The 14,118-nt window shown below is 30.5% G+C and carries 11 protein-coding genes, 6 tRNA genes and 1 riboswitch; of the genes, 2 read left to right on the top strand and 15 right to left on the bottom strand.

The window, feature by feature from the left end; genetic code table 11:
• Nucleotides 1-143: 143 nt before the first annotated feature.
• The 5 genes from secA to recD2 all read right to left on the bottom strand — a co-directional run bounded on the left by secA (nt 144) and on the right by recD2 (nt 7,633).
• Nucleotides 144-2,657: a preprotein translocase subunit SecA gene (gene secA / locus LQE93_RS06940; RefSeq protein WP_055265595.1), complete on the bottom strand. Its 2,514-nt coding sequence runs from the start codon at nt 2,655-2,657 to the stop codon at nt 144-146.
• Nucleotides 2,658-2,801: 144 nt separating this feature from the next.
• Nucleotides 2,802-3,332, bottom strand: a complete 531-nt coding sequence (gene hpf, locus LQE93_RS06935; RefSeq protein WP_055265597.1) for a ribosome hibernation-promoting factor, HPF/YfiA family — start codon at nt 3,330-3,332, stop codon at nt 2,802-2,804.
• A 438-nt stretch (nt 3,333-3,770) separates the two neighbouring features.
• Complete coding sequence (locus LQE93_RS06930) at nt 3,771-4,415, bottom strand: ComF family protein (RefSeq protein WP_055265599.1); 645 nt, start codon at nt 4,413-4,415, stop codon at nt 3,771-3,773.
• The gene (locus LQE93_RS06925; RefSeq protein ID WP_231072778.1) at nt 4,388-5,380 is read right to left on the bottom strand and encodes a hypothetical protein; all 993 of its coding nucleotides are present in this window, start codon (nt 5,378-5,380) and stop codon (nt 4,388-4,390) included. Before LQE93_RS06925 ends, LQE93_RS06930 begins: the two co-directional genes overlap by 28 nt.
• Before the next feature lie 21 nt (nt 5,381-5,401).
• Entirely contained in the window at nt 5,402-7,633 is a 2,232-nt protein-coding gene (gene recD2, locus LQE93_RS06920) for an SF1B family DNA helicase RecD2 (protein ID WP_055265603.1), read from the bottom strand.
• Between the two features lie 109 nt (nt 7,634-7,742).
• On the opposite strand from recD2, the gene nagA reads away from it, so the two are divergent.
• Nucleotides 7,743-8,885: an N-acetylglucosamine-6-phosphate deacetylase gene (nagA, locus tag LQE93_RS06915; RefSeq protein WP_231072775.1), complete on the top strand. Its 1,143-nt coding sequence runs from the start codon at nt 7,743-7,745 to the stop codon at nt 8,883-8,885.
• Between the two features lie 408 nt (nt 8,886-9,293).
• Here the strand turns inward: nagA and metK are convergent, their stop codons facing one another.
• The 8 genes from metK to LQE93_RS06875 all read right to left on the bottom strand — a co-directional run bounded on the left by metK (nt 9,294) and on the right by LQE93_RS06875 (nt 12,014).
• Entirely contained in the window at nt 9,294-10,469 is a 1,176-nt protein-coding gene (gene metK / locus LQE93_RS06910; protein WP_231072774.1) for a methionine adenosyltransferase, read from the bottom strand.
• A 96-nt stretch (nt 10,470-10,565) separates the two neighbouring features.
• A riboswitch (SAM riboswitch) is annotated at nt 10,566-10,730 on the bottom strand.
• A gap of 122 nt (nt 10,731-10,852) precedes the next feature.
• Nucleotides 10,853-10,937: transfer RNA gene (locus tag LQE93_RS06905), tRNA-Tyr, on the bottom strand.
• A 5-nt stretch (nt 10,938-10,942) separates the two neighbouring features.
• Nucleotides 10,943-11,017 (bottom strand) — tRNA-Thr (locus tag LQE93_RS06900).
• A 5-nt stretch (nt 11,018-11,022) separates the two neighbouring features.
• Nucleotides 11,023-11,098 (bottom strand) — tRNA-Val (locus tag LQE93_RS06895).
• 27 nt (nt 11,099-11,125) lie between these two features.
• Nucleotides 11,126-11,210, bottom strand: a tRNA-Tyr gene (locus LQE93_RS06890).
• Between the two features lie 5 nt (nt 11,211-11,215).
• Nucleotides 11,216-11,290, bottom strand: a tRNA-Thr gene (locus LQE93_RS06885).
• Between the two features lie 20 nt (nt 11,291-11,310).
• Nucleotides 11,311-11,395 (bottom strand) — tRNA-Tyr (locus LQE93_RS06880).
• Nucleotides 11,396-11,582: 187 nt separating this feature from the next.
• The gene (locus tag LQE93_RS06875) at nt 11,583-12,014 is read right to left on the bottom strand and encodes a hypothetical protein (RefSeq protein ID WP_055265609.1); all 432 of its coding nucleotides are present in this window, start codon (nt 12,012-12,014) and stop codon (nt 11,583-11,585) included.
• 111 nt (nt 12,015-12,125) lie between these two features.
• Here LQE93_RS06875 and yyaC point away from each other — a divergent pair, with 111 nt between their 5' ends.
• Nucleotides 12,126-12,656 (top strand): spore protease YyaC, encoded by a 531-nt coding sequence (gene yyaC, locus LQE93_RS06870; RefSeq protein ID WP_055265611.1) that lies wholly within the window; start codon nt 12,126-12,128, stop codon nt 12,654-12,656.
• Between the two features lie 46 nt (nt 12,657-12,702).
• Here yyaC and LQE93_RS06865 read toward each other — a convergent pair whose 3' ends face one another.
• A complete protein-coding gene (locus LQE93_RS06865; protein WP_231072766.1) occupies nt 12,703-13,737 on the bottom strand; it encodes a rod shape-determining protein in 1,035 nt (344 codons plus the stop codon).
• A gap of 91 nt (nt 13,738-13,828) precedes the next feature.
• Nucleotides 13,829-14,080: a sporulation transcriptional regulator SpoIIID gene (gene spoIIID / locus LQE93_RS06860; RefSeq protein ID WP_055265615.1), complete on the bottom strand. Its 252-nt coding sequence runs from the start codon at nt 14,078-14,080 to the stop codon at nt 13,829-13,831.
• Nucleotides 14,081-14,118 lie beyond the last annotated feature (38 nt).

The following is a 14,118-nucleotide window of genomic DNA, read 5'->3' as shown; positions in this document are numbered from 1 at the left end:
AATTATTATTAATTTCATTTATTATATTTTATCATCTTAGTTATCTATTTCAAATAATAATATATTTTTAACACTGAAACTCTATATGAGTTTTTTATAAATTTTAAATTATTAATTAAAAAAGTGCCCATTAGGGCACCTTTTTATAATCCTCTACCGCAGCAGTTTTTATATTTTTTTCCACTTCCACAAGGACAAACATCATTTCTTCCAACTTTGTTATCATTTCTTGCAGGTTCTTTCTTTAAGCTTTTATCATCAGCTCCATGACTAGCTGAAGTTTCTTCTGCAACCTTTTCTCTTTCCACTGGTCTTTCAACTCTTACGTGGAATAAGTACTTAACTGTTTCATTCTTAATGCCTTCGATCATTTCCTCAAACATTGCACTACCTTCCATTTGGTATGCTTGAATTGGGTCTTGTTGTTTATATGCTCTCAATCCCATTCCTTGTTTTAAGTGATCCATGTTATCTATATGAGCCATCCATTTTTGGTCAACAACTCTTAAAAGAACTACTCTTTCAATTTCTCTCATTTGTTCTTCACCAAATTCTAACTCTTTACCTCTGTATGCTTCTAATATTACTGATAATAATTTATCTTTTATTTCATCATTAGAAAGATTTGCTAATTCTTCTACAGTTACAACTCCATTAGGTAAACATATATCTCCTAAGTATTGTAGTAACTTTCCTAATTCCTCTTCTAAGTTTTCAACTTCACCCATTAAGTGAGAATTTACAGCATCTGTAACTACTTCTTCTATCATAGATTCTATTTGATCTTTTAAGTTTTTACCTTCTAAAACTTCTCTTCTTTGTCTATAAATAACTTCTCTTTGAAGATTCATTACGTCATCATATCCAAGTAAGTTCTTTCTTATATCAAAGTTGTTACCTTCAACCTTCTTTTGAGCATTTTCTATAGCTTTAGTAACCATTTTACTTTCTATTGCTTCATCTTCTTCAAGTCCTAGCTTATCTATAACACCTTGAATCTTTTCTGATCCGAAAATTCTCATTAAATCATCTTCTAATGATATGAAGAATAATGATGCTCCTGGGTCACCTTGACGTCCAGATCTACCTCTTAATTGGTTATCTATTCTTCTTGATTCGTGTCTTTCAGTACCAATTACCTTTAATCCACCAGCTTCTCTAACACCTTCGCCAAGCTTAATATCTGTACCTCTACCAGCCATATTAGTAGCTATTGTAACAGCTCCATATTCACCAGCATGAGATATTATTTCAGCTTCTTGAGCATGGTATTTAGCATTAAGTACTTGATGTTTTATTCCTCTCTTCTTTAATAAAGATGAAATATATTCAGATTTATCAACACTAGCAGTACCAACTAAAACTGGTTGACCCTTTTCGTGTGAAGCAACTATTTCATTTATTATAGCCTTATACTTACCAGCTTCATTTTTGTAAACAACATCTGAACTATCTATTCTTGCAACTGGCTTATTTGTTGGTATAACAATAACGTCTAAGTTATAGATTTCTCTAAATTCATTTTCCTCAGTTAAAGCTGTACCTGTCATACCTGATAATTTATCATACATTCTGAAGTAATTTTGGAATGTTATTGTTGCTAAAGTTTTAGATTCTCTTTGAATCTTAACACCTTCCTTAGCTTCTATAGCTTGGTGAAGACCATCTGAGTATCTTCTACCTTCCATAAGTCTTCCTGTAAACTCATCTATTATAACTATTTGATCATCTTTCACCATATAGTCTTTATCTATTTTCATCGTATAGTTAGCTTTAAGCGCTTGAGTTACATAGTGTTGTAAACTTAAATGCTCTGCATCAGCATAGTTAGGTATTCTAAAATATTTTTCTGCTTTAACTATACCTTCATCAGTTAATAAAACTGCATTTGCCTTTTCATCAACAGTAAAATCTACATCCTTTATTAATGTCTTAACAAAATAATCAGCTACACTATAAAATTGAGTTGATTTATCACCCATTCCTGAAATTATAAGAGGAGTTCTAGCTTCATCTATTAATATAGAGTCAACCTCATCCACTATTGCAAAGTTTAGTTCTCTTTGAACCATTTCTTCTTTATATATAACCATATTATCTCTTAAATAATCAAATCCATATTCATTATTTGTACCGTATGTGATATCACAGTTATATGCAGCTCTTCTTTCTTCATTAGTTATTCCGTGTACTATAACTCCAGTTGTTAAACCTAAGAAATTATATAAATGTCCCATCTCTTCCATTTGAGTTTTTGCAAGATAGTCATTAACTGTTACAACGTGAACACCTTTGCCTGTTAATCCATTAAGATATGCTGGCAATGTAGCTACAAGTGTTTTTCCTTCCCCTGTTTTCATTTCAGCTATTCTTCCTTGATGAAGTACCATCCCACCAAGTAATTGAACTCTGAAATGCTTCATTCCTAATACTCTCCAAGAAGCTTCTCTACAAACAGCAAAAGCTTCTGGTAATATACTATCTAAAGACTCTCCTTTAGCTATTCTTTCTTTAAATTCAACTGTTTTATTTTGTAATTCTTCATCAGTTAAAGCTTGCATAGATGGCTCTAAAGCTTCTATTTTATCAGCTATACTTTGAAGTTTTTTTACTTCTCTTTCACTATATGTTCCAAATAGTTTTTCTAAAAATCCCATAAGTATTTCCTTTCAATTTAAACCATTATTCTATCTTAAAGTACCTTTTATAAATTATACCATTTATTATGTTAATAATTCAACAAAAATAAAGTTTACACAAAATCTAAAAGGAGCTCCATAAATCAGGAGCTCCTTTATAATTTACGCATAATCAGGTTCTAATACACCATAGTTTCCATCTTTTCTCTTATATATTACATTAATATTATTTGTATCTGCATCTTTAAATACAAAGAAATCATGTTGTACTAATTCCATTTGTAAAATAGCTTCTTCTGCAGACATTGGTTTTATATTAAATTTTTTAGTTTTTACTATTTCTCCAGTTGTTCCTTCATCTTCTAATGCCACTTCTTCTATGTTAACAAATTTTAAAGAATTGTTGTTTCTTCTTGATAACTTAGTTCTTTGTTTTCTTATTTGTCTTTCTAATTTGTTTTCAACTAAATCTATTGATTTATACATATCATCTGTTGCTTCTTCACATCTTAGTACAACGCCATTAAATGGTATTGTCACTTCAAATATTTGTCTATTCTTTTGTACACTTAATGTAGCTCTAGCTTCTACTCCAGGAGTAAAATACCTATCTAGTTTTGAAATCTTTTTCTCAATCATTTCCTTTAGTGCTGGTGTCACGTTAATATTTTTACCTATTACTGTTACTCTCATAAGGTCAACCCCTCTCTATTCGTTGTTGTTGTGTGTCTTTTAAGATTTCAAATTCTTTTATATATATATATTCTACTCTTTAGATTTTTATGAAGCAAGATTCGTTGAGTTTGAATTTTCTGAATATTCTCTTTCTCTTTAAACTTTACTTAACTTTTCTTTTATTATTATAGATTTACGCAAAAAAGCCACTAATTTCCAAAAAAATTAGTGGCTTTTTTGTAAAAGTTAGCTGACCTGGATTTTGACCCCACACTCGCCTACTGGAGCTTTTGCTACCCGGAATTAACCTCTCACTACTAACACTCTCAGCATTGCTGCTGGTAGGACTTACTTCTATACCGCACCATGCTCATTAAAACTTTGTTTAACTTACGTGGATCGTTTCGCCTGCGACTGGCATCGACTTTCATCCACAGACCTAACTTTACATTACTATTATATATGGCTTTTTGCAATTGTCAATACAGTAATTTCTTCTACATTATATTTTTTAAATATTTTTTCACATTCTAACAACGTTGCCCCTGTAGTAACTACATCATCAATAAGTAGAATTCTCTTATTTAAAATCTTTTTATCTCTTATTTCAAATGCATCTTTAATATTTTTATATCTTTCTTCTTTTGATAAACTTTTTTGTTCTTTAGTATCTTTAATTTTAATAAGAGATTTACTTACTGGAATATTTAATTCTTCGCTTAAATGTTTGGCGATTACTTCACATTGATTAAAACCTCTCTTTTTAATAGAGTTTTTACTCATTGGCACATAGCAAATCACATCACATTCTATTTTTCTTTCATATATTAAATCTAACAATAATTCTGAAATAATCTTTGCTGCTGTAAAATTTTTCTCATATTTAAACGCTAGTATTAACTCTTTTAAAATTCCTCCATAATATCCATAAGATAATATATGGTCTTGTTTTTCTACTCTCTTTATTTTACTTTCACAAAGTGGACATATCCCTATGAAACCTTCACTACTACACACTATACATTTGTTTAATGGTGGATAAATCAAATCAAGTATTGCTGAAATTACTGCTCTTATTTCTTTAATACTTTTCTTTCCCATAACCTTTGATTAAATTCTCTTGTTATATTTTTAGATTTATCCATATCTTCTGATATTTCTTTAGACACTAGCAGTATTTCTGGCAAAAATTCATTACTTACCTTGAGAGATCCACATAAATAAATTATATCCTTATAAGTATATAATTCATCATCTGAAAACAACATTACTATATTTAAGTCATTTATATGATTTATATAATTCCCTATACTGTTAGTAACTATAAAAACGGAATCATTATATCCATCCAATATATCTTCAACAAATCCAAAACTTTGTTCTTTTACGTATTTAACCACTCTTATATCATCATTTTTTAAGGTATTATAATAATTATTATAAATCTTATTTAACATATATTCTGATGGAACAATAATCAAAGCTCTCTTTTTGTTTTTCTTAAACCATTTAAAATATTCATATAGCGCTAATGGTATATCATTTTCTAACTTTATTCTAGTTAGAATAAATCTTGGCTCTACAATAGGAATATTATCTAATAAATAAGCCAATTCCATTTTGTTTCCTATAGGAAAAACATACTCAGAAGAATAAATAATTATCTTTCCAGATCTCCAATATATTTCTTCTACAGCATCTCTAAGCTCATCCTTTAATACTGTTGAAAAAACCGTTATATCATCGAATACAACAAGATCAAATTCATCATATACTTCAGATAACGAATCAATAGTTATAAAGTGTATGTTATCCCCTATGTGGTTCTTCTCTTGTTCACCTATTAAAATATTATAATATTCTCTTTTTCTCTTTTTCACTTGTTCTTTATCATTACAACACCATACATACAGTATCTTACCATTGTCATATAAAACTTTATTTATTAAATTCGAAAAAACAATAGATGTATTAAAAGGTCTAGTTTTAACAGTAAGTACCTTACTCTTCTTTTCATACCAGTTATTTATTTTTTTGAATGCACTGTTAAGCTCTTTATAATTCATCTTTCATAACCTCTCTAAATTCTAATCCCTAACTATCTTCTCATCTGCTGTAATATCTATAATTCTTTCCTTTAACGAAGAATATCTCTCTACATTATTAGTATTAGTAACCATATATTTAAGAGCTTTCTGACTTCCAACAACAACTACTAATTCTTTAGCTCTTGTTATCCCAGTATATAGTATATTCCTATTCATTAAAAATGCTGACCCCATAAAGACTGGAGTTATTACAACTTTAAATTCACTTCCCTGGCTTTTATGTACAGTTATTGCATATGCAAGTTCCAATTCATCTAAAAAAGCAAATTCATATACAACTCTTCGTTCATCATCAAATATTACTGTTAAAGTACTCTTATCCTCATTTATAGACTCAATAAAGCCCATATCACCATTAAATACTCCAACTCCTTCTTCATCACCAATGCCATTAATCCTAGTCCATTTAAGAGAGTAGTTATTTTTTATTTGCATAACTTTATCTCCTTCTCTAAAAACCATTTCCCTAACATTCTTTTCTTTTTTGTGATTTGATGGAGGGTTAAGTATTTTTTGAAGCTCATTATTTAAATTTTCTACTCCTAATACCCCTTTTCTCGTTGGTGATAAAATTTGTATATCTTTTACCTTATTCCATTTTGAATTAAAATTAGGTAATCTTCTATTTATCAAATCAATTATAGTCTTTAAAATATCATCTATATTTTCCCTTGAGTCAAAGAAAAAATCACCATCTTTTTTATTTAGATATGGTAGCTCACCATTATTAATTTTATGAGCATTAACTATAATCATACTTTCTTTACCCTGTCTAAAGATTTCATTTAATCTTACAACATTTATAAAGTTACTATTTATTAAATCTCTCAGAACATTTCCAGGCCCTACAGAAGGCAACTGATCAACATCTCCAACTATTATTACCCTAGTTCCTAATCTAATAGCCTTTAAAAGACTATTCATAAGCATAATATCTATCATAGATGCCTCATCTATAATAATTACATCCCCTTCTAAAGGCTCACCTTCTCCTTTCCCAAAGAATGAGTTTTCATCATCACTTACGCCCATCTCTAAAAGTCTATGTATAGTTTTAGCCTCTCTCCCTGTAGACTCACTCATTCTTTTAGCTGCTCTACCTGTTGGTGCTGCTAAAAGCACTTTCATACCACTATTTTCATATATCTCAATTATACATTTTATAATTGTCGTTTTACCTGTACCTGGACCGCCTGTTATTATCTCTATTCCATTGTTAAATGCACCAATAATAGCTTCTTTTTGAGCAGGTGCAAATTTTATATTATATCTTTTTTCGAAAGATTCTATTTCAAATAAAACATCAGTATTAATTGTTTGGAAGTTTTCTATACTTAAAGTAATTATCTTATTAGTTACTCCTAGCTCACAGTAATAATATGGCAAAGTATATACTGCATCTATTCCATTAATTTTTTCTACCTTTAATTTTCCTTCTAAGACGCTATTATATATATTTTCTACCACAAGCTCTTCATCAACCATAAGAACCTTCTTACATTCATCTATCAGCATATTCTGTGGCATATATGTATTTCCTAATCCAGAGAAATTATTAAGAACATATCTAATCCCACTCTGTATTCTAAATGGCGATACTATTTCAATTCCTAAACTTCTAGCAATTCTATCTGCAGTTAAGAAACCTATTCCTGATATTTCATCATTTAGTACATATGGATTTTTAGAAACTATATCTATTGAATCTGGACCAAACTTTTTATATATCTTCAAGCATTGATTTATAGTCATTCCATGTTTCTGAAAAAACATTATTATATCTTTTAAATCTTTACTCTCTAAATAAGAATCATATATTATGTTAAACTTTTTTTCACCTATACCATCAACTTCTTTAAGTCTTTCAATATTATTATCTAGAATTTCTAAAGTCTTATCTCCAAATTTATTTACTATTTTTTTTGCAGTTACCGGCCCTATACCATGAATTATTCCAGTAGATAAATATTTTTCAATCTCTTTCGCTGATGAAGGTAATAATTCATGATACTCCTCTACATTAAATTGTCGCCCAAATTGCTTATGATTAATCCAGGACCCTTTAAAATTTATTTGCTGTCCCTCTTTAAGCAATGGCATTATTCCAACAACTGTAATTAACTCCTTGTTAGCTGTAACTTTACTAACTATATATCCCGTATCTTCACTTTTAAATATAATCCCTTCAACTAATCCTTCTAGTACTTCCATTTTAATTTTCACACCTTTAAATCTTATCTTCTATATTATATAATTATATCATATTATATAAATTTAACTCATACCGCTTTAAATTTGGGTTATCTAGGAGGTATATTTTATGCTAATTAAAAATTGTAAATTAATTTACCTAGACAAAATAGAAGAAGGTTCTGTTTTAATCGAAGATGGTAAAATCAAAGAAATAAATCCTAGCTTTGAAAATTGTGATAACGTTATAGATGGTAAAGGATTATATTTAAGTCCTGGTTTTATAGATGTTCATATACATGGCGCTGGTGGTGTTGATACTATGGATGGAACGTACGATGTTATAAACACAATAGCAAAAACTATTGCTAAACATGGTACTACTTCTTTTACTCCAACTACTATGACTGTCGCTAAGAAAGACATAAGAAAAGCTATATCTGCAATTAAAGAAGCAAAAATCAAAGGAACAGATGGTGCTAATGTTTTAGGAGCTCACTTAGAAGGTCCATTTATAAGTCCTAAAGCAATTGGAGCTCAAAATCCAAACTTTTTAATAGAACCAACTATAGAAAATTTTAATGAAATGGTTGGCGAAGATGAAGATGCAGTAGTTTCAATAACAATGGCTCCTGAAGTAGATGGAGCTAAAGAATTAGCTAGTTATTTAACTGATAAAGGTATAGTTTGTTCAATGGGACATACTAAGGCTACTTATGATGAAGCTATGAATGGTATAAAATGCGGCTTCTGTCACTCAACACACCTTTTCAACGCTATGACTCCATTTACACATAGAGAACCTGGTGTTGTAGGTGCAATATTTGATTCAGAAATAACTACTGAAACTATATCTGATGGTATTCACATATCTTATCCATCATTAAGAACTGCATATAAACAAAAAGGAACTGACAAAGTTCTTCTAGTTACTGATGCAATGATGGCATGCGGAATGCAAGATGGTATGTATTCTTTAGGTGGCCAAGATGTAGAAGTTAAAGATGGAGCTGCTAGATTATTAAGTGGTTCACTTGCTGGTTCAGTTCTTACTTTAGATAAAGCAATTAAAAATGTTTATAATAATTCTAGCTACCCACTTAATGAGGTTGTTAAAATGGCTTCATATAATGGTGCTAAGCATTGTAAAGTAGAAGACAGAAAAGGATTAATAAAAGAAGGCTATGATGCTGACTTAGTTCTTTTTGATGAAGATATAAATGTAAAAATGACTATTGTTAACGGAAACGTGGTATATAGCACACTTGAATAGAAGTGCGAATTAATATGACGTAGAAAATAATAAAATTAACAGCTACAGAAACTAACCCACTCGCTAAGAACTTTTAGCCACTATCTTATGTTAAAATGCTAAAATTTAAAAACTCGCACGCTCAAACATTTAAATTTCTTAACGCATTTTCACAACGATATTGGCTAAAGTTCTAAAGCTCATTCTATGTTTCTTACACTATTAATTTTATCATTTTCTCATATGTCATAATCACTTCTTAAATTACTAAAGAACTACATAAAGTAAGATTAATGAATTGAACTACCGATATAAATTTTTGGTGAAATCGTGCAAATTCCTAAAAATTTAATCATCAATCTTACTATTAGTTATTTCTCACTTTATTTAAAAAGGAACTCACATCAATTTCTGTGAGTTCCTTTTTTATTATAAGTATTTTTTTATTTCTTCAACTTTATTTAATCTTTCCCATGGAAGATCTAAATCATTTCTACCAAAGTGTCCATATGCTGCAGTTTGTTTGTATATAGGGCTTCTTAATCCTAAATCTCTTATTATAGCTCCTGGTCTTAAATCAAAAGTATTTTCTACAACTTTTACTATTTCTTCTTCTGAAATCTTTCCTGTTCCAAAAGTTTCAATTTCAATTGATACAGGTTTAGCAACTCCAATAGCATAAGCTAATTGAATTTCTAACTTATCTGCAATTCCTGCTGCTACTAAGTTTTTAGCTACCCATCTTGCTGCATATGCTGCTGATCTATCAACCTTTGTTGGATCTTTTCCTGAGAAAGCTCCTCCTCCATGTCTACCATATCCACCATAAGTATCAACTATTATCTTTCTTCCTGTTAATCCACTATCACCTTGTGGTCCACCAACAACAAATCTTCCAGTTGGATTTATATAATACTTAGTATTATCATCTAAAAGTTCTGCAGGAACAACCGCTTTAATTACATGTTCCATTAAATCTTCTCTTATTTGCTCTTGACTAACTTCTGGTCCATGTTGAGTTGATATTACTATTGTATCTATTCTTACAACCTTATTATCATCATATTCCACTGTTACTTGAGTTTTTCCATCTGGTCTTAAATAAGGTAATGTACCATTTTTTCTAACTTCACTAAGTCTTCTAGATAATCTATGTGCCATAGCTATCGGTAATGGCATAAATTCTAGTGTTTCATTTGTTGCAAAACCAAACATCATTCCTTGGTCTCCTGCACCAACAGCCTCAACATCATCTTTATTACCAGTTTTTGATTCTAATGCTTCATCAACACCCATCGCTATATCTGATGATTGTTCATCAATAGATGTTAATACTGCACATGTATCACAGTCGAATCCATACTTAGCTCTATCATAACCAATTTCTTTTATTGTTTCTCTAACTACCTTTGGAATATCCACATAACATGATGTTGATATTTCTCCCATTACCATAACCATTCCAGTAGTTACAGCTGTTTCACAAGCTACTCTTGCCATAGGATCTTTAGCTAGTATACTATCTAATATCCCATCTGATATTTGATCACATATTTTATCTGGATGTCCTTCTGTTACTGATTCTGAAGTAAATAATCTTTTCATTATATATCTCCTCTCTTAATTAAGATGATATTAATTCTAAAGATAAAAAAAGTCTCTTCTTAAGATAAAGAAGAGACCTACTATTCAACCATGTCTTTCTTATCTTGCAAAATTAATTGCAGGAATTGGCACCACGCTTATACAATTAATAGATTATAATTAAAAATGATAACTTATTCATTTTTAATTCTTAATTATTAATTAATGAAGCAGGTTGCCGGGTTTCACAGGGCCCTCTCCCTCTACCTCTCTTGATAAGAACTAATATCAAATTTTATTTACTGTAATATATATTAACAACTATTATAACTAATGTCAATAAATTTAAATTGTAATATTTTTATATAAAAAATAAAAAAAGCATAGATAACCTATGCTTTAAATGGTGGGGGAGGACGGATTCGAACCATCGAAGCGAATCGCAACAGATTTACAGTCTGCCCCCTTTGGCCACTCGGGAACTCCCCCATAAATGGAGCTGGTGATCGGAGTCGAACCAACAACCTGCTGATTACAAGTCAGCTGCTCTGCCATTGAGCCACACCAGCGTATTTGGTGGAAACAACAGGGATCGAACCTGTGACCCTCTGCTTGTAAGGCAGATGCTCTCCCAGCTGAGCTATGCTTCCACGTTTTATATATTTTTAAAATTTAAATGGTGGGGGAGGACGGATTCGAACCATCGAAGCGAATCGCAACAGATTTACAGTCTGCCCCCTTTGGCCACTCGGGAACTCCCCCATAAATGGAGCTGGTGATCGGAGTCGAACCAACAACCTGCTGATTACAAGTCAGCTGCTCTGCCATTGAGCCACACCAGCATATTTAATTAAGTTATTAATGGTGGGGGAGGACGGATTCGAACCATCGAAGCGAATCGCAACAGATTTACAGTCTGCCCCCTTTGGCCACTCGGGAACTCCCCCATGTCTTATTAATAACTTTCATCATTTCGTGCATCACTGCCGAACTGACAATGACTAGTATATATTCATAGCAATAATATTTCAACCTTTAAATTTAGCCATTTTAAGAATTTATTTTTATTTTTCTCTCTTTTTCTTAATTTATCTTAATATTACTTATTTATATATTATTTAATATGTCTATTAATTAAACTAACTCTATATACTGATTTAAGATTCCTTCAAGCCTATTATAGTCTTCTTCTATCAATCGTTTTTTTATATATGATAAAGCTTCTTCTTTTGAATCTATGCTACCACTATTTAAAATAGAATTAACTTTTGCACAATCAATTACTGAAAGTTTATCCAATATACTTTTAACAACACTTCTTTCATCTAAAGTTAGTTCATTAATTATATTATCTAAACTTATAGTTAAAATATCTGATGTATATCCTTGTATAACCTCTTGATCACTAGATACGGATTTTTCCTCTATAGTTTCCTCTATAACGCTACTACTAATCTCATCAAATTCATTTTCCTTTTTAGCGTTCGGTTCATACAAAACTATTATAAATATAATACTTACAGCTACTAAAATTGACATAGTTCTCATTATTATATTCAGTTTCATTTATTATCACCACCTTATCTAAAAATAATTTCCATTTTTTCTTTTTTTATACTTATTATATTATTAGTTTTTTTTTCATATATATTATTGTTGAGAGGTGGTGGGTATAAATTGAAAAGGAAAGTTAATTATAAATCCAACTTATCTTATTATGAAATCGCAGAATTTATAAGAAAGTATATAACATCTGAAACAGTTATAGTTTGCATTGGCACAGATAAATGTATAGGTGACTGTTTAGGTCCTTTAGTAGGTACTTTTTTAGAAGAGTCTTCTTTTCCTGTTCCTGTATACGGAACATTACAATCTCCTATTCATGCTTTAAATATAGACAAGAAAATTGATGAAATTAAAAAAACTCATCCTCAGGCTACAATTATAGGAATTGATGCTTGCTTAGGTGATACTAATTCTATAGGTGAAATTCACGTAAGAGATTACCCTATCCATCCTGGTAAAGGTGTTGGTAAATCATTACCTGAAGTTGGTGTTGCTTCAATAATAGGAATAGTAGATTCTAGTGATAACGCTGAATTTTTTACATCTAGAGGTATTAGGCTTAGCCTAGTTTTTGAAATGGCACGAGTTATTTGTCATGGCCTAAATCATGCATATTATCTTAATTCTTCATATAATAAATAGCACTATAAGAATTACCTTATAGTGCTATTTACCTATTTATATATAATTAATCTATTAAATTTATTTCACTTCCAAAAATATCTGAATCTAATTTATCTATGTAGCTTAAAACCTGACCTGTCCCTTCTGCAACAGCTTCTACAGAATTGTGAGCTATTTCTACTGTAACACCAGTATTTTCTTCTATAAGCTTATTAAGCCCATATAATAAAGATCCTCCACCAGTCATTAATATCCCTTTTTCTATTATATCGGCAGCTAATTCAGGTGGTGTCTTTTCTAGTATACTCTTAACTCCTTCAACTATTACTGATACAGGTTCTGCTAAAGCTTCTCTTACCTCTTCAGTACTTATTTCAACTTCATCTGGTAAACCTGTTATTAAATTTCTACCTTTCATAGTAGTAGTTAACTTTCTTGAATCCTTAAATGCAGATCCTATTTTTATCTTAACATCTTCTGCAGTTTTTTCACCAATCATTATTTTATATTTATTTCTAACATATTTTATTATTGATTCATCAAATTTGTCTCCAGCAATTTTGATTGATTTTCTAACAACTACTCCACCTAATGATATTACAGCTATATCGGTAGTTCCACCACCAATATCTACTATCATTGCTCCATTAGGCTTGGTTATATCTAATCCAGCACCTATTGCAGCTGCTAGTGGTTCTTCGATTATATGAACTTTTTTAGCCCCTGAATTTTTAGCAGCATCCATTACGGCTCTTTTTTCTACTTCAGTAGCTTGAGATGGAACACAAACCATTACTCTTGGAGCTACTATTCTTCCTTTTCCGCAAGCCTTTTTAATAAATTCTTTTAGCATTCTTTCAGTAATATCATAATCAGAAATAACTCCATCTCTTAGCGGACGTACTGCAACTATATTTCCTGGAGTTCTCCCGATCATTTTTCTTGCTTCTTCACCTACTGCTAGTACCTTATTATTATTTTTATTGATGGCTACTACTGAAGGTTCTTTTAATAATATCCCTTTACCTTTTACATAAACAAGTACTGTAGCAGTCCCTAAATCTATTCCAAGGTCGTTCCCACTTCTCCAAAACCACATCTTATTCACTCCTACCAGATATATAATATTTCAAAATAATTCTTTTTCAGACAAATTATTCTTTAAAAATATTATATATGTAAAGGTATTATCATTCAATAGCTTTGTATTTTAATTTAGTAGCTTTTCCACCTCTAATATGTCTTTCTGCCTTATTTAACTCAAGTATATTTTGAGTCTGCTCTGCAATGCTTGGATTAATCTTAGGCAACCTTTCTGTCATATCTTTATGAATTGTACTTTTACTTACTCCAAATACTTTAGCAGTTTTTCTTATAGTAGCCTTTGAATCAATAATATATTTTGCAACTTCTAGTACTCTCTCTTCAATGTAGTCTTTCAAAAATGTAACCTCCTTATAAATAGATTTAATTAAAATAT

Source organism: Clostridium sp. NSJ-145 (genome assembly GCF_021044725.1).
GTDB classification, from domain to species: Bacteria; Bacillota; Clostridia; order Clostridiales; family Clostridiaceae; genus Clostridium; species Clostridium disporicum_B.
Note: the sequence above shows the minus strand (reverse complement) of the source record. Positions and strands in the feature narration are given on the sequence as shown.